The following is a 15,752-nucleotide window of genomic DNA, read 5'->3' as shown; positions in this document are numbered from 1 at the left end:
GCGTTACTTGGTCTCGCCGCCCACGTGGTGGACCCGGACCATGTTGGTGGTGCCGGGGACGCCGGGGGGTGAGCCGGCGGTGATGATGACCGTGTCGCCGGGGGTGAAGCGGCCCAGCTTGGCCAGCTCCTGGTCGACCATGTCCACCATCTCGTCGGTGGTGTTGACGAAGGGGACGACGTGGGGCTCCACGCCCCAGCTGAGGGTCAGCTGGTTGCGGGTGCCCTCGTCGGTGGTGAAGGCGAGGATCGGCTGGGCCGCGCGGTAGCGGGACAGCCGGCGGGCGGTGTCGCCGGACTGGGTGAAGGCGATCAGCCCCTTGCCGCCGAGGAAGTCGGCGATCTCGCAGGCCGCGCGGGCGACCGAACCACCCTGGGTGCGCGGCTTCTTGCCCGGGACCAGGGGCTGCAGGCCCTTGGAGAGCAGCTCCTGCTCGGCCGCGGCGACGATCTTCGACATCGTCTTGACCGTCTCGACCGGGTAGGCGCCCACCGAGGACTCCGCCGACAGCATGACCGCGTCGGCACCGTCCAGGATCGCGTTGGCCACGTCGGACGCCTCGGCGCGGGTCGGGCGGGAGTTGGTGATCATCGACTCCATCATCTGGGTCGCCACGATCACCGGCTTGGCGTTGCGCCGGCACATCTCCACCAGGCGCTTCTGCACCATCGGGACCTTCTCCAGCGGGTACTCGACGGCGAGGTCACCACGGGCGACCATCACACCGTCGAACGCCAGGACGACGTCCTCCATGTTCTCGACCGCCTGCGGCTTCTCCACCTTGGCGATCACCGGGACCCGGCGGCCCTCCTCGTCCATCACGCGGTGGACGTCCTGCACGTCCTTGGCGTCCCGGACGAAGGACAGCGCGACCATGTCGCAGCCCATGCGGAGGGCGAAGCGCAGGTCCTCGATGTCCTTCTCGGACAGCGCCGGGACGTTGACCGCCGCGCCGGGCAGGTTGATGCCCTTGTGGTCGGAGATGACACCGCCCTCGATGACGATGGTCCGCACCCGCGAACCCTCGACGTCCAGGACCTTCAGCTCGACGTTGCCGTCGTTGATGAGGACCTGGTCGCCGCGCGAGACGTCGCCCGGCAGCCCCTTGTACGTCGTACCGCAGATGTGCTTGTCGCCCGGGACGTCCTCGGTCGTGATGACGAACTCGTCACCACGCTCCAGCTCGACCGGACCCTCGGCGAAGGTCTCCAGGCGGATCTTCGGGCCCTGCAGGTCGGCGAGGACACCGATGGCCCGGCCGGTCTCCTTCGAAGCCGCACGGACGCGGTCGTACCGCGCCTGGTGCTCGGCGTGGGTGCCGTGGCTGAAGTTGAAGCGGGCTACATTCATGCCCGCCTCGATCATGGCGACGAGCATCTCGTGGGAGTCGACCGCGGGGCCGAGAGTACAGACGATTTTCGAACGGCGCATGGGGCGATCCTATCGGTTTGTTTCGCTGCGGAATATTCCGTCTGGCGGAAGATACAAATGGGCGGACATGCGCTCAGGCGTGTTACTGCCGTGTATTACTCAGCTCCACTGCTCAGCTGTACTGCCTTTTGCTCAACTGCTCTTTCCGACAAGCGTGTAGGTCTGCGTGGCGATCTCCAGTTCCTCGTCGGTCGGCACCACGGCGACCGCGACCCGCGCGGACTCGGGCGAGATCAGTCGCGGCTCGTCGCCGCGTACGGCGTTCAGCTCGCCGTCGACCGCCAGGCCGAGCCCCTCCAGGCCCGCGATCGCAGCCTCCCGCACCGGCGCCGCGTTCTCGCCGACCCCGGCCGTGAACGCGACCGCGTCCACCCGGCCGAGCACCGCGCAATAGGCGCCGATGTACTTCTTGAGCCGGTGAATGTAAATGTCGAAGGCGAGCGCGGCCTCTTCGTCGCCCTCGTCGATCCGGCGGCGGATCTCCCGCATGTCATTGTCCCCGCACAGGCCGAACAGACCGCTCCTCTTGTTGAGAAGAGTGTCGATCTCGTCCATGGACATTCCGCCAACACGCGCCAAATGGAAGATGACCGCGGGATCCAGGTCCCCGGAGCGCGTACCCATGACGAGGCCCTCCAGCGGCGTCAGCCCCATGGAGGTGTCCACGCACCGGCCCTTCTCCACCGCCGACGCCGAGGCGCCGTTGCCGAGGTGCAGCACGATCACGTTCACCTCCGACGGGTCCTTGCCCAGCAGTCGCGCGGTCTCGCGGGAGACGTACGCGTGCGAGGTGCCGTGGAAGCCGTAGCGGCGGATGCGGTGCCGGTCCGCGATCTTCGGGTCGATCGCGTAGCGGGCCGCGGACTCCGGCATCGTCGTGTGGAACGCCGTGTCGAACACCGCGACCTGCGGCAGGTCGGGGCGCAGCGCCTGCGCGGTGCGGATTCCCGTGAGGTTGGCCGGGTTGTGCAGCGGTGCGACGGGGATCAGCCGCTCGATCTCGGCGAGCACCTCGTTGTCGATGACGGTGGGCTCGGTGAAGAACATGCCGCCGTGCACCACCCGGTGCCCGATCGCGGCCAGCTCCGGCGAGTCCAGGCCCAGGCCGTCACGGCCCAGCTCCTCGGCGACCGCCTTGAGGGCCGCGTCGTGATCGGCGATCGGGCCGGTGTGCTCGCGGGTCTCGCCCGTGGTGCGGCAGGTGTGCTTGAGCCGGGAGGTCTGCTCGCCGATCCGCTCGACCAGACCCACCGCCAGCCGGCTGCTGTCCCGCATGTCCAGCAGCTGGTACTTCACCGACGAGGAGCCGGAGTTGAGGACGAGGACACGGGTCGGGGTGTTCACAGCTCGGACGCCTTCTCGCTCGGGTTCTGGGCCTGGATCGCCGTGATGGCGACGGTGTTGACGATGTCCTGGACGAGCGCGCCGCGGGACAGGTCGTTGACCGGCTTGCGCAGGCCCTGCAGGACCGGGCCGACGGCGATCGCGCCGGCCGAGCGCTGCACGGCCTTGTAGGTGTTGTTGCCGGTGTTGAGGTCGGGGAAGATCAGCACGCTGGCCTGACCGGCGACCTCGGAGCCGGGCAGCTTGGTGGCGGCGACGGACGGCTCCACGGCCGCGTCGTACTGGATCGGCCCCTCGATCTTCAGGTCGGGCCGCCGCGAGCGCGCCAGCTCGGTCGCCTCGCGCACCTTGTCGACGTCGGCGCCCGAACCCGACGTACCGGTGGAGTACGACAGCATCGCGATCCGCGGCTCCACGCCGAACTGCGCCGCCGTGGCCGCCGACTGGATGGCGATGTCCGCCAGCTGCTCGGCGTTCGGGTCCGGGTTGACCGCGCAGTCGCCGTAGACGAGCACCTTGTCGGCCAGGCACATGAAGAAGACGGACGACACGATCGAGGAGTCCGGCCTGGTCTTGATGATCTCGAAGGCGGGCCGGATGGTGGCCGCCGTGGAGTGCACCGACCCCGACACCATGCCGTCGGCCAGCCCCTCCTGGACCATCAGGGTGCCGAAGTAGTTCACGTCGGAGACGACGTCGTAGGCCTGCTCCACCGTCACGCCCTTGTGGGCGCGCAGCAGGGCGTACTGCTCGGCGAAGGCGTCGCGCAGCTCGCTGGTGGCCGGGTCGATCAGCTGGGTGTCGCCGAGGTCGATGCCCAGGTCGGCGGCCTGCTTGCGGATCCGGTCGACCGGGCCGAGCAGGGTCAGGTCGCACACACCCCGGCGCAGCAGCACCTCGGCCGCGTGCAGCACCCGCTCCTCGGTGCCCTCCGGGAGAACGACCCTTCGCTTGTCGGAGCGGGCCTGTTCGAGCAGCTTGTGCTCGAACATCATCGGGGTGACCCGGTCGCTGCTCGGTGCCGAGACCCGGCGGGCCAGCTCGGCGGTGTCGGCGTACCGCTCGAACAGGCCGAGCGCGGTCTCCGCCTTGCGCGGGGTGGCCGCGGTCATCTTCCCCTCCAGGGAGAAGAGGTGCTCGGCGGTGGGGAAACTGGTGCCGGACACCGAGAGCACCGGGGTGCCCGGGGCGAGGCGGGCGGCCAGCGTGAGGATCTCCTCGCTCGGTACCTCGTCCAGGGTGAGCAGCACGCCTGCTATCGGCGGGGTGCCGGCGCTGTGCGCGGCCAGCGAGCCGACGACCAGGTCGGCGCGGTCGCCCGGGGTCACCACCAGACAGCCCGGGGTCAGGGCGCCCAGGAAGTTCGGCAGCATCGCACCACCGAAGACGAAGCCCAGCGCGTCCCGGGCGAGCCCGGAGTCGTCCCCGAGCAGCACCTTGGCGCCGAGGGTCTGGGCTATCTGCGCGACGGTCGGCGCGGACAGCGCGGGCTCGTCGGGCACCACGTAGCAGGGCACCGGCAGCCGGTCCGCGAGCCGCTCGGCGATCGCGTCGCGGTCCTCACGCACCACCCGGTTGGTGACCATGGCGAGGACGTCGCAGCCCAGCCCGTCGTACGCGCGGTAGGCGTTGCGCGTCTCGGCCAGCACGGACTTGGCCGTCTGCCTGCGGCCGCCGACCACCGGGATCACGGACGCGCCGAACTCGTTGGCGAGGCGGGCGTTCAGGGACAGCTCGTCCGGCAGCTGGGTGTCGGCGAAGTCGGTGCCGAGGACGAGGACGACGTCGTAGTCCCGGGCCACCAGGTGGAAGCGGTCGACCAGGGCGGAGACCAGCTCGTCCGTGCCCTGCTCGGCCTGGAGCGCGGACGCCTCCAGGTAGTCCATGCCGTAGACGGTCGCCGGGTCCTGGGAGAGGCGGTACCGCGACCGCAGCAGCTCGAACATCCGGTCGGGTCGGTCGTGCACGAGCGGGCGGAACACGCCCACCCGGTCGACCTGCCGGGTCAGGAGCTCCATGACCCCCAGCTCCACGACCTGGCGGCCGTCGCCGCGGTCGATCCCGGTCACGTACACGCTGCGCGTCACGTGTGCACTCCGTTTCCTGTGGCTCGTCGGTGCTGTCTCGCCGGTGCTGTCTCGGCGATGCTGTCTCGTCTACGGCATAAAAATCGCCCACCAAGGTGAGCAGAACCCTCTTGACAGTACCCCCGGTGCCGGATAAGGCGCCCGTCAGGACTTCACCGCTCCGGCGGACGTGAAACAATCGGCACTGGCTCACCGGCACCGAAAGCGAGCAGGAGACACAGCACGATGCGCATCGGAGTTCTCACCGCAGGCGGCGACTGCCCCGGCCTGAACGCCGTGATCCGGTCAGTCGTGCACCGGGCGGTGGCGCAGTACGGCGACGAGGTCATCGGCTTCGAGGACGGCTACCGCGGTCTGCTCGACCGCCACTACCGCACCCTCGACCTGGACGGCGTCAGCGGCATCCTGGCCCGCGGCGGCACCATCCTCGGCTCCTCCCGGCTGGAGCGCGACCGGCTGCGCGAGGCCTGCGAGCGGGCCACCGACATGGCCGAGGAGTTCGGCATCGACGCGCTGATCCCGATCGGCGGCGAGGGCACGCTGACCGCGGCCCGCATGCTCTCCGACGCGGGCCTGCCGGTCGTCGGCGTCCCCAAGACCATCGACAACGACATCTCCTCCACGGACCGCACCTTCGGCTTCGACACCGCCGTCGGCGTCGCCACCGAGGCCATGGACCGCCTGAAGACCACGGCCGAGTCCCACCAGCGCGTGATGGTCGTCGAGGTCATGGGCCGGCACGCCGGCTGGATCGCCCTGGAGTCCGGCATGGCCGCCGGCGCCCACGGCATCTGCCTGCCCGAGCGCCCCTTCGACCCGGCCGACCTGGTCAAGATGGTCGAGGAGCGGTTCTCCCGGGGCAAGAAGTTCGCGGTCGTCTGCGTCGCCGAGGGCGCCCACCCCGTCGACGGCACCATGGACTACGGCAAGGGCGAGATCGACCAGTACGGCCACGAGCGCTTCCAGGGCATCGGCACCGCGCTCGCCTTCGAGCTGGAGCGGCGCCTCGGCAAGGAGTCCAAGCCGGTCATCCTCGGCCACGTCCAGCGCGGCGGCGTCCCGACCGCGTACGACCGCGTCCTCGCCACCCGCTTCGGCTGGCACGCCGTCGAGGCCGCACACCGCGGTGACTTCGGCAAGATGACCGCGCTGCGCGGCACCGACATCCAGATGGTGCCGCTGGCGGAGGCGGTCACCGAGCTGAAGACGGTCCCGAAGGACCGCATGGACGAGGCCGAGTCGGTCTTCTAGCCGTACCTGTCTCTTCCAGCTGTACCTGTTCTCGACTAGCCGGTCCTGTTCTCGACGGCCGTCCAGAAGTTCTCCACGATCCGGCCGATGAAGTCCTGGCCGGACTCGCTGGCATCGCTGCTGCCGCCGCCCCAGCTGAGGGTGGCGGCCATGTGCCCCTGGTAGTCCTGGTGCAGCTCCTGCAGTACGTCCTCCAGGACTGTCCGGTCCAGGGGTGCGAGCTTCGTGACCGGGCGCACATAGGCCTGCCAGCGGGTGGTCACCGCGCTGTGCAGCAGCTCGGCGAGCTTCTTCTCGCGGCCCGTCACGGTCACGAAGTCGGGCAGGGGCAGCTCCAACACCCGGGCGAGCGCGGCCGACTGGCGCTCGTTGCCCCGCCACTCCCCGCTCTCCTCCATGCGCAGATACCCGGACAGGTCCATGCCGAGGGCGTGGGCCACGTCCTCGGGCGCGATCTCGCGGGCGACGCGGTGCTCGCGCAGAGTGCGGGGCCTGCCGATCAGTTCACCCGGAGAACACCACAGCACACCCGCGAGGGCGGTGAGCTCGGGATTGTCGGGACAGGCGATCCCGCGTTCCCAGGCGACGACGAGGTCCGGGGTGACATACGGCATCCCGTACGACGCACGCATCCCGTAGGCGACGTGCTCGGGCCCCATGCCGAGGGCGGCACGGAGCCGGCGGGCGGCCGGGGCGTTGAACGGGGGAGTCGAGGGGTTCGGCTGGGCTGAGGGCTGGCGCACTCCGCACAAGCTAGGGAGCTACCCGCGGGTTGACTACGGGCCGTTCCGACAGGATCACTAATTGTAGGAACGTACGGTTCCGGCCGTTCGGTACGTTCCGGCCGTTCGGTAGGTAACGGGCGGATCACCCGTGCCCGCTACCTCTTGACCGCGCCCCCGAGTGCGAACCCACCCCCCAGTCGCCGCGCCACGAGAACGTACAGAAGGATCACCGGCGTCGAATAGATCACGGAGAACGCGGCGAGCTGCCCGTACGCGACCATGCCCCGGTTGCCGAAGAAGTTCCCCCACGTCACACGTACGTGTGACGTTCAGGGGCCAGAGAATTTCATCTGCCGGTGTCGTGTATATGTTCGTCGTGTGGCTGTGACCAGGAAAGTTCGCCGGTTCTCGGGCGGCGTGTACGACCTCGGTCTGCACGTGGTGTGGTGCCCGAAGTACCGCCGTCCGGTGGTCGGTGGCCAGGTCGCGTCACGTCTTGAGGAACTGATCCGGGCCAAGGTCGACGAAAGGGGGCGGGAGATCGTGGGGCTCGAAGTGATGCCCGACCACGTCCGCCTGTTCGTCAAGCACGACCCGAAGCCGTCGGCCTCGTATGTCGCGAACCAGTCCAAGAACTTCACCTCCCGCGTCCTGCGCGAGGAGTTCCCGCATCTGCGGTCGAAGCTTCCACCCCTGTGGTTGTCGTCGTACTTCGCGGCCTCGGTCGGCGTGGTGAGCGCCGAGACGGTGCAGCGGAACATCGACACCCAGTGGGAACGTCCCTGGAAGAAGGGGGACGGCTCGTGATCCGCGAGTACAAGTTCCTCCTGCGCCCCACGGCCCGTCAGGCGGTGGCGCTGGGTGAGATGCTGCGGGACCACTGCACGCTGTACAACGGCGCCTTGCAGGAACGCCGGGATGCCTGGCGGCACGGCTCGAAGACGAGCATCAAGTACGGGGACCAGTCCGCCCAGCTCAAAGAGATCCGGGCGTTCGACCCGGAGCGTCAGGGCCGCTGGTCGTTCTCCTCCCAGCAGGCGACCCTGCGCCGCCTCGACAAGGCATTCCAGGCGTTCTTTCGGCGAGTCAAGGCCGGGCAGGCGCCGGGTTACCCCCGCTTCAAGGGCGTCGGGCATTTCGACACCGTGGTGTTCCCGAAGGATGGCGACGGCTGCCGTTGGGACTCCACCCCGCACGAACCGCACACCCGCGTGCGTCTCCAGGGCGTCGGGCACGTCCGGGTACACCAGCACCGGCCTGTGCGCGGCCGGGTGAAGACGATCAGCCTCAAGCGCGAGGGGAACCGCTGGTACGTTGTCCTCTCCTGTGACGATGTCCCCGCCGAGCCACTCCCGCCCACCGGCGCAGTGGTCGGCATCGACGTGGGCATCACGCACTTCCTGACCACCTCAGACGGCGAACACGTCGCCAACCCCCGATTCCTCGACGCAGCTGCCGCCGAGTTGGCCGATGCGCAGCGGCACTTGGCGACGTTCCCCAAGCGCACCCGGCAGCGCACCAAGAAGCACCGAGCCGCGGCCCGCAAGGTCGCCAAGCTCCACGCCAAGATCCGCAGGCAACGCCTCGACTTCCACCACAAGACCGGGCTCGCCCTGGTCCGTGACCACGACGCGATCGCGCACGAGCTGCTGAACACGGCGGGCATGACCCGTGCACCCAAGCCCAAGCCCGGCCCCGCCACGCCCGGCGCCTTCCTGCCGAACGGCGCCGCCGCGAAGGCCGGGCTCAACCGCACCATCCTCGACGCGGGTTGGGCGCAGTTCCTCGAAATCCTGGCGAACAAGGCTGAAAGCGCCGGTCGCCTCCTGGTTCCGGTGGACGCGCGCAACACCTCCCGCACGTGCCTCGCATGCGGGCACGTCGCGGAAGAGAACCGCGCCACCCAAGCGAAGTTCGAATGCGTCACGTGCGGCTTCACAGCGAACGCCGACCACGTAGGCGCGACGAACGTCCTCAACAGGGCCGGGCTGGTCCTCTGCGACGTGGCATAGCCACCGACACAGGAAGCCCGCGACTTTGTCGTGGGCGGAGTCACGAAGTTCTTCATCAGCCAGCGGGCCGGAGCCGGTGCCGCAGGCGGTAAGGGCGGCGGTGGGGTGCACGGGCATGACCTCCTGGACGCACATCGTTGTGGCGTGACGTGGAGATGGCTGCCGTGTGAACGTAGGAGGACGGTCTAGTCAGGTCAATGAGTCTGCGGCGGATTGGGCGTTGGTGGCTTGTCCGGGGCGTTGGCTTGGGTCCGTCACGAGCGATCACTGCTGATCTTCTCGTAGTGGTCGCACAGGGCGTTCAGGGCGCGGGCCAGCCGCCGGGCGTGGCCGACGGCTCCGCCGTACCGGCGGCTCGGCTCGGCCTGGAGCCGACTGCGTGCGTCGCCGATACAGGCGAGCGCGCAGTAGCGGGGGATGCTTTCCTTGTCCAGCTTCTTGGCCGCTACCTCGACCTCTGGGATGAGCAGCTCCAGTTGGCCGCGTACCGTCAGGGTCAGTGTCTCGATCTCGGCGCCGGACGGGGGCAGTGCGTTCGGGACGGCATCTGGGTCCAGCAGGATGTTCACGGTCTCGCGCATCGTCGCGAGGTCCAGCGGGACTCCCTGACCGTGATCTGCCACGGCCGTCGATTGGGTTGTAGCTTTCATGGTGTCGGCGCTCCCTCGAAGCGTTGGGCACGCCCCGGGGCCCTGCCAGGCCGCCGGGATCTTGAGGCTCCGACCGTAGAAGCGCCAGCGCGGGACTGCCGACCGTAATCCGGTCGCTACTCTCAGGCAGCGAGAAGGCCGACCTTCACCGCCAGTTCTGATGCCCGGCGACGACGAGGAGCCTGCGTCGATTCGACCTGCTCCAGGAGGATCGCCCGTGCGTAGCCGTTGTACCGGATCGTCTCCGGTGCGGCCTCGTACGCCTTCTCCAGTGAGGCGACTGCCACGTCCGGCTGGTTGTCGAGGTGGTAGCCGCGCGCCTCCTCGATCCGGTGCCGGGCGCGTCGGGGACGGGACTGGATGGTTGCTTGATCCGCACGGGCCGCCTGGCGCACCGACTCACCGCCCTGATGCAGTTCTACGGCCACCGTGACCGCGTGCGCGCCCATGACGGCCTGGCTGAAGCTGGTGACCGGGTGGTAGTAGTCGGCCGGCAACCGGGCGGCCACGTCGTTGGCTTTGTCCCAGTGCCGCCATGCCGTCCCGGTTTCCCGTCGCCGGGCGGCGGTGTAGGCGAGTTCGAACTCAAGGGCTCCCGCGACGGCTAGGACGTCGTCCGAGGCGTCGGGTAGCAGAGGCTCAAGGAACCGTACGGCCTCCAAGTTGACCGCGTCGGCCGCGTCGTAGTGCCTTGGCCCGGAATCGCGGTGCGCCTGCGCCAACAGCCACGATGCGACGCCGATGGCATGCGGGTCTTCGCTCTCCTGGGCGGCGATCATGCAGCGTTCGGCGACGCGCCACAGCAGGGACGAGTCGGGCTGGTAGGCGATGAAGAACTGCGACAGGGAGTACGTTTGGGCGAGCTGGGCTTGCGCGGCGCGCCGTTCCACTGCGGTGTCGGCATGCCGGACGAGGGCTTGAGCGTCCCGGATCAAGTCGGGCAGCAGCCTGCCGATCGCCTCGCGATGGTTCTTCGACGCGTGCCGTGCCTTCCATGCTGCGTGCAGGCGCGCCTCAAGGTGCGCCAGCGGTGGCGGCTCAGCGCCGGTGCTGAGCGGGAAGCTGTCGACGGCTGCCTTGACGGCTGCGAGGCGTGGATGGCCGGGGCCGATGAACAAGTCCACGTGTGTGTCGGAGCGGCCCGTCAACTCCGCCAGGTTTCGGACCCGCAGAGCCTCGGCGATGCGCAGCACCGTGTCGAGACCGGGTGGCTTCTGCTGGCCGTTCTCGATCTTCCGCACAGTGTGCTCCGAAAGTCCGATGAGACCACCGAGTTGAGATTGGGTCATCCCACGGCGCTCGCGAAGGATTTGCACCCTCTGACCGAACCGCAGCGGATCGGCGTACGGGACCGGAGTAGCTTCTGAGGACATAACGGCCTGCCCCTCCTACCAGCATCGTCACTGTCAGGGTAGGGGTAGAGGCCGCCGCATGTGACGGTCCGGCCGAGCCTTCACGCCTTTTGTAGGTCAGCGCGCGAACTGGCGACGAGCGTGGGTGTGCGGGCGGCGCTGCGGGGGCTCGGGGGAATGCGAGAGTGGGGTGACGCTGGGGTTATTCGGGTTGCTGGGCCGCACGGGTACGGGCTTGAGCGGCTTCGGAAGGGGCGTTGGCTCGTGTGAAGGCGTCGGCGGCCCGGAGATAGTGGGTGCGGGCTTCGGCGGGGCGGTCGGTGGCCTCGTGGGCGGCGGCCAGATTGGTAAGGGTCTGGGCCGCCCGGTACCAGTCTTCGAACTCGTGATGGACATCCAGGGCCCTGCGATATGCGTCGATCGCTTCCTGCGGCCGGCCCAACTCCTCCAGAGATACACCCAGGTCGTTCCACGCCATGGCCTCGCTGGGACGGTCCTTGGCGGCTTGGAACAGGTCGCGGGCGCGGGTGTGGGCGTCGATCGCTTCCTCCGCCCGACCGGACTCATTCAGGGCGGCACCCAGGTTGTGCCATGCCACGGCCTCGCCCGGGCGGTCCTTGATGGCCTGGGAGAGGTCGCGGGCGCGGCTGTGGGCGTCGATCGCTTCCCCTGCCCGGCCCGATCGCCGCAGGGCGAGGCCGAGGTTGTTCCATGCCATGGCCTCGTCCGGGCGGTCCTTGGCGGCTTGGAACAGGTCGCGGGCGCGGGTGTGGGCGTCGATCGCTTCCTCCGCCCGGCCCACACTCTGCAAGGCGGCACCGAGGTTGTGCCACGCCATGGCCTCACCGAGGCGATCGCCGACACGGTGAGCGGCCTCCTGGCTGACTTGGCTCACGGTGATCAGGTCATCGAAGAACCGCCGCCAGTGGAGATATTCCGCCAGGCACAGGCTCAGCCGCACCGCTGTGTCCGTGTGCCGCCCCTCCTTCGCCCACGACACGGCCGCCACAAGCGCCGCTCGCTCCCCGTCCAGCCATGCCAGGGCCTGCCCCCGGCGCGCGAAGTGCTCCGGTTCAGGCATACCGGGCAGCCACCGCAACCGGTCATCGGCAGCATCGGCCCACCCGTAGTAGAACTCCAGCACACGCTCCCGCGCGGCTTCGCCTTCCTCCCGCAAAGCCACGTCTTCGGCCACTACTCCTGCCCCGAAAGCCCGCAGCAGGTCATGCAACCGCCACCGCAGCACAACGGCATGTCCTGCGCTCTCCTGGGTCGCCGTGACGAGATGTGCGGCGGCCAGGTCCTCCAGTGCACGCAGGGCGGTTTCCTCGTCCAGGTCCATCAGGGCCGCCACGGCCTCTGTGCTGGTGTCCTCACCTGGGGCCACAGCCAGCAACCGCAGCAGCCGGGCCTGCTCTGGCGAAAGGCGGCGGTACGACGTCACCAGCACCGGCCGCAGTACCAACGAACGTCCGTACAGATCGACAGCCGGACTACCGTTGTCGAGTACGTGGGTCGGGTCCCCGGCCTTCTCGATCTCTGCCACCAGCGAGGCGATGCCGCGATGACGGCGCCGACGGAGCATCGCGGCGGCGATCTGAAGGGCCAGGGGCAAATGACCGCAGAGTGAGGCGAGTTGGCGTAGGGTGCCAGGCTCCAGCCGGGGCCGCTCGTCGCGCTCGTCGGCGTCGAGTAGCGCCCGGGTCAAGAGGGCCACCGACTCGGCCGGGTCGAGCGTCTCCAAGTCGACAAGCCGAATGGGCAGGGCGTCCTGCCGGTCGCGTGACGTGATCAGGACTCGGTGATGATCGGTGCCGGGCAACAGCTCGCGGAACTGTGCCGGGTCCGAGGCGTTGTCGAGGATGAGCAGTGTTCGGGCACGGCTGGCGAGGCCTTCACGGTAGACGTCGTACTGACGTGCTGCCGTCGTCGGCAGATCCGTCCCTTGCACACCGAGCGCGTCGAGCAGCGCCAGCACCGCCTGGTCTGCGGTGACGGGATTCTCGTCGTACCCGCGCAGGTCCACGAACAGGGTGCCACCCGGAAACCAGCCCTTGGCGCGCGCCCGATGCGCCGCCTCCAACGCGAGCGCCGTCTTGCCGACGCCGCCCATGCCGGTGAGGGCCGAGATCAGGATGGGCGGGGCGGTGTCGTCCTCTGCGGGGCCCAGACAGGGGAGCAGGCGGCGCAGTTCCTCCTCGCGGCCGGTGAAGCTGAGGGGCCGGGGCGGAAGCGTCGCGCTCGCGCGCGGTACCGGGCCGTGGACGGTGACCTTAGCGGCCTCCGACCTGCTTCCCGATGACGGGCCCGTAGAAGGTCCCGCCCCGGAAGTCGATGTGGTCGCCCCCGTATCCCCCTTGGGGACCCTCCTCGGAGTCGTCGGAACTCCCGCCCCGCGGCCGGTACTTCCGCAACACCCCCACCGCAACCGCCGCAGCCTGCGCAGCCGCGCGCTGCTGGGAACCGCCCGCGTCGGCCACGGCCTTCTCGGCGTTCGCGTGGTCGCTGATACCCCGGATGACGAGGGCGTCGCGGCCCTCCAGGTGAGCCGCGTGGGCCGCTCCCGAGCCCTCCATCTCGAAGGCGGCCGCGTCGTTGTAGCGCTCGCGGACGTGCCGGGCGATGTCGGAGTCGGCGTCGGCCAGGACCACGTCTCCCGTGGCGATCGGCTTGAAGTGGGTCCGTACGTCGGGCATGTCCCGTACGGCGGCACGTGCGGCGGAGAGTAGTGCGTTGGAGCCGTGCCAGGCCTCGGGGCGATCCAGGTGGCCCTCGGGTGTGACCTTGCCGCCGTGAATGCCGTACACCTTCGTGCCCACCACGACGTCCCCGAGGCCGATGTCCTCCTTGAGGCCGCCGGCCACCCCCACGAACAGGACGGCCTGCGGGCGCAGCCAGCCGATGAGGGAGGAGGTGAGTGCGGCCGCACTCCTGGAGCCCTCGCCCAGCTCGGCGGCGGCGACCTGCCAGGACGTGCCGGGCAGGCGGCCCACCTCCACGAAGGTCCCGTTGTCGGGGTGGGATCGTTCCTCCCGCTCTTCGATGTACGCCCGCACCGCCGTGTACTCCAGCGCCAGTGCGGTCAGGATCAGAACAGTCGGCTTCGTCTGCGGCACACTCTTAAGGTACTGCCGGGGGAAGGGGCACGAGTGGCGGAACGGGACGTTACGGTAGGGCAGTTGCTGCTCACCGAGTACCAGACGATCAAGGACGAGCAGAAGACCCGAATCGGGTTCCGGGACAATCTGCTGTACGTGACGCTCACTGTCGTGGCTGCCGTGATCGCCGCCGCCGCGCAGGCCAAGCAGGCCGCGATGTTGCTGGCGCTGCCGCCGGTGTGTGTCGTGCTCGGGTGGACGTATCTCGTCAATGACCAGAAGATTTCGGCCATCGGGGCCTATGTGCGGGGGGAGCTGGGGCCTCGGCTCGCGGAGATGGTTCAGGTGGAGGGGGGCGAGGTCTTCAAATGGGAGGTCGCCCATCGGGGGGATGCGCGGCGGGTCTCGCGGAAGGTCGCGCAGTGTGTGGTGGATCTGCTGGCCTTCTGTGTCGTGCCGTTGGGTGCGCTCGTCGTGTACTGGGTGGGGGATGACGTCTCGACGGGCCTGGTGGCGCTGTCTGTGTTGGAGGCGGCCTCGGTGCTCGGACTGGGGGTGTACATCGTTCAGTACGCCGTGCCGTTCGGGGTGGGGGGCAGCGCGGGGTGAGCGATCACATCGACCTCCGGGGCGGTGAGTTCAGAGGGACGGTCATCGGGAAGGCGGAGTACCGGCAGCAGGGGTCGGCGCCTACGGCGTTGGATGCGTTGCCTCCCAAGACGGCGGGTTTCACGGGCCGTGAGCGGGAGTTGGACCGGTTGCGTGCTGCCCTGAACCCGATGGGCGGCAGTGGGGTACCTCAGGCCGTACTCGTCACCGCTGTGTCCGGTCTCGGCGGTATCGGCAAGACCGCGCTGGCGGTTCAGGCGGCGTACGCGGCGCGGGAGGCGGGGTGGTTTCCGGGTGGCGTCCTATTCGTGGATCTGCATGGGTACGACGACGCACCGGTCACCGCCGGCCAGGCACTTCAGTCGCTGCTGCAGGCGCTCGGTGTCGAGCCGGAGCACGTTCCGGCCACGGCGGACGAGCGGGCGGGGCTGTACCGGTCGTTGCTGGCTGAGCGGGATGCGGTGCTGATCCTTGCGGACAACGCGTCCTCGCCGGAGCAGGTACGGCCGCTGCTGCCGGGGGGTGGGCGGCACCGGGCTCTCGTCACTTCGCGAAACCGGCTGTCACAACTGGGGGCCCGACTCATTCCGTTGGACCAGCTCATGCCTGCGGCGGCCCATGAACTCCTCGACCGCGCCCTGCGAATCGCCGACCCGGAGGACGACCGGGTCGCCGATGATGCCGAGGCGGCCGCACGTCTCGCCAATCTCTGTGGGCACCTTCCGCTGGCCTTGCAGATCGCTGCCGCGCTGCTGGCAGAGGATCCCGACAAGTCGGTTGCGGAACTCGTCGAGGAGCTCGCCACGTCATACGACCGGTTCGCCGCCCTCGACGACGGTGACCGCAGCGTCCGCGCCGCCTTCCACCTCTCCTACCGCCGACTGCCGGCCGATCAGGCCCGACTCCTGCGCCTGCTGGCCATCGCGCCGGGGCCGGAGGTGACCGACGAGGTGGTGGCCGTGTTGATCGGGGCCGACGCGCCTCCGCTCAAGGACCTGAGGGCGCTGGGGCGTGCGCACCTCGTGGAGCGGGGGAGTGGACGCGGGCGGTGGCGCTTGCACGATCTTGTGCGGGCGTTCGGAACGAGTGTGATGGCTCAGTGGACGTTAAGTCCGATCTTCCTCGGTTCGTGATCGCTCGATCGTGGGACTGATCGTCATACAGGGGCATCCGCTGGTCATGTCCATGTTGGG

The 15,752-nt window shown here is 69.2% G+C and carries 13 protein-coding genes and 1 pseudogene; 5 read left to right on the top strand and 9 right to left on the bottom strand.

The genetic code is table 11. The annotated features are described in order from the left end of the window. Positions 1–3: 3 nt before the first annotated feature. The 3 genes from pyk to pta all read right to left on the bottom strand — a co-directional run bounded on the left by pyk (position 4) and on the right by pta (position 4,862). Entirely contained in the window at positions 4–1,431 is a 1,428-nt protein-coding gene (gene pyk, locus ACFY3C_RS11825; RefSeq protein WP_386578917.1) for a pyruvate kinase, read from the bottom strand. A gap of 132 nt (positions 1,432–1,563) precedes the next feature. Next, the gene (locus ACFY3C_RS11820) at positions 1,564–2,775 is read right to left on the bottom strand and encodes an acetate kinase (RefSeq protein ID WP_390770631.1); all 1,212 of its coding nucleotides are present in this window, start codon (positions 2,773–2,775) and stop codon (positions 1,564–1,566) included. Continuing rightward, positions 2,772–4,862, bottom strand: a complete 2,091-nt coding sequence (gene pta, locus ACFY3C_RS11815; RefSeq protein WP_390770630.1) for a phosphate acetyltransferase — start codon at positions 4,860–4,862, stop codon at positions 2,772–2,774. Before pta ends, ACFY3C_RS11820 begins: the two co-directional genes overlap by 4 nt. Positions 4,863–5,087: 225 nt before the next feature. Between pta and ACFY3C_RS11810 the strand changes: the two genes are divergently transcribed. After that, positions 5,088–6,113, top strand: a complete 1,026-nt coding sequence (locus tag ACFY3C_RS11810) for an ATP-dependent 6-phosphofructokinase (RefSeq protein WP_386578911.1) — start codon at positions 5,088–5,090, stop codon at positions 6,111–6,113. Between the two features lie 35 nt (positions 6,114–6,148). Here ACFY3C_RS11810 and ACFY3C_RS11805 read toward each other — a convergent pair whose 3' ends face one another. Both ACFY3C_RS11805 and ACFY3C_RS11800 read right to left on the bottom strand, forming a co-directional pair. Beyond that, the gene (locus ACFY3C_RS11805; protein WP_390770629.1) at positions 6,149–6,856 is read right to left on the bottom strand and encodes a helix-turn-helix domain-containing protein; all 708 of its coding nucleotides are present in this window, start codon (positions 6,854–6,856) and stop codon (positions 6,149–6,151) included. Positions 6,857–6,993: 137 nt separating this feature from the next. Next, positions 6,994–7,152 (bottom strand): annotated as a pseudogene (locus ACFY3C_RS11800) (carbohydrate ABC transporter permease); the annotation flags it as partial. A gap of 64 nt (positions 7,153–7,216) precedes the next feature. Here ACFY3C_RS11800 and tnpA point away from each other — a divergent pair. Beyond that, a complete protein-coding gene (tnpA, locus tag ACFY3C_RS11795; protein WP_390770628.1) occupies positions 7,217–7,645 on the top strand; it encodes an IS200/IS605 family transposase in 429 nt (142 codons plus the stop codon). Further along, on the top strand, positions 7,642–8,850 hold the full coding sequence (locus tag ACFY3C_RS11790; RefSeq protein ID WP_390770627.1) for an RNA-guided endonuclease InsQ/TnpB family protein: 1,209 nt from the start codon (positions 7,642–7,644) through the stop codon (positions 8,848–8,850). Before tnpA ends, ACFY3C_RS11790 begins: the two co-directional genes overlap by 4 nt. A 254-nt stretch (positions 8,851–9,104) precedes the next feature. On the opposite strand, the gene ACFY3C_RS11785 is transcribed toward ACFY3C_RS11790, so the two are convergent. From ACFY3C_RS11785 to ACFY3C_RS11770, 4 genes are all read right to left on the bottom strand, one after another. Further along, complete coding sequence (locus ACFY3C_RS11785; protein WP_390770626.1) at positions 9,105–9,500, bottom strand: DUF6415 family natural product biosynthesis protein; 396 nt, start codon at positions 9,498–9,500, stop codon at positions 9,105–9,107. Between the two features lie 122 nt (positions 9,501–9,622). Beyond that, positions 9,623–10,873 (bottom strand): helix-turn-helix domain-containing protein, encoded by a 1,251-nt coding sequence (locus ACFY3C_RS11780; RefSeq protein ID WP_390770625.1) that lies wholly within the window; start codon positions 10,871–10,873, stop codon positions 9,623–9,625. Between the two features lie 181 nt (positions 10,874–11,054). Continuing rightward, positions 11,055–12,965, bottom strand: coding sequence for an ATP-binding protein (locus tag ACFY3C_RS11775; RefSeq protein ID WP_390770624.1), 1,911 nt, complete (start codon positions 12,963–12,965; stop codon positions 11,055–11,057). A gap of 160 nt (positions 12,966–13,125) precedes the next feature. Further along, a complete protein-coding gene (locus tag ACFY3C_RS11770) occupies positions 13,126–13,968 on the bottom strand; it encodes a 5'-methylthioadenosine/S-adenosylhomocysteine nucleosidase (RefSeq protein ID WP_390770623.1) in 843 nt (280 codons plus the stop codon). 33 nt (positions 13,969–14,001) lie between these two features. Here ACFY3C_RS11770 and ACFY3C_RS11765 point away from each other — a divergent pair, with 33 nt between their 5' ends. Further along, positions 14,002–14,559 (top strand): hypothetical protein, encoded by a 558-nt coding sequence (locus ACFY3C_RS11765; RefSeq protein ID WP_390770622.1) that lies wholly within the window; start codon positions 14,002–14,004, stop codon positions 14,557–14,559. Further along, positions 14,556–15,692, top strand: a complete 1,137-nt coding sequence (locus tag ACFY3C_RS11760; protein WP_390770621.1) for an NB-ARC domain-containing protein — start codon at positions 14,556–14,558, stop codon at positions 15,690–15,692. Before ACFY3C_RS11765 ends, ACFY3C_RS11760 begins: the two co-directional genes overlap by 4 nt. Positions 15,693–15,752 lie beyond the last annotated feature (60 nt).

The organism is Streptomyces sp. NPDC001410, assembly GCF_042895235.1.
Lineage (GTDB): Bacteria > Actinomycetota > Actinomycetes > Streptomycetales > Streptomycetaceae > Streptomyces.
This window is presented reverse-complemented; position numbering and strand designations above follow the sequence as displayed.

Coding starts and splice junctions, on each gene's coding strand:
- pyk (WP_386578917.1), bottom strand. CDS start 1,431: ATGCGCCGTTCGAAAATCGTCTGTACTCTCGGCCCCGCGGTCGACTCC.
- ACFY3C_RS11775 (WP_390770624.1), bottom strand. CDS start 12,965: ATGGGCGGCGTCGGCAAGACGGCGCTCGCGTTGGAGGCGGCGCATCGG.
- ACFY3C_RS11780 (WP_390770625.1), bottom strand. CDS start 10,873: ATGTCCTCAGAAGCTACTCCGGTCCCGTACGCCGATCCGCTGCGGTTC.
- ACFY3C_RS11810 (WP_386578911.1), top strand. CDS start 5,088: ATGCGCATCGGAGTTCTCACCGCAGGCGGCGACTGCCCCGGCCTGAAC.
- ACFY3C_RS11785 (WP_390770626.1), bottom strand. CDS start 9,500: ATGAAAGCTACAACCCAATCGACGGCCGTGGCAGATCACGGTCAGGGA.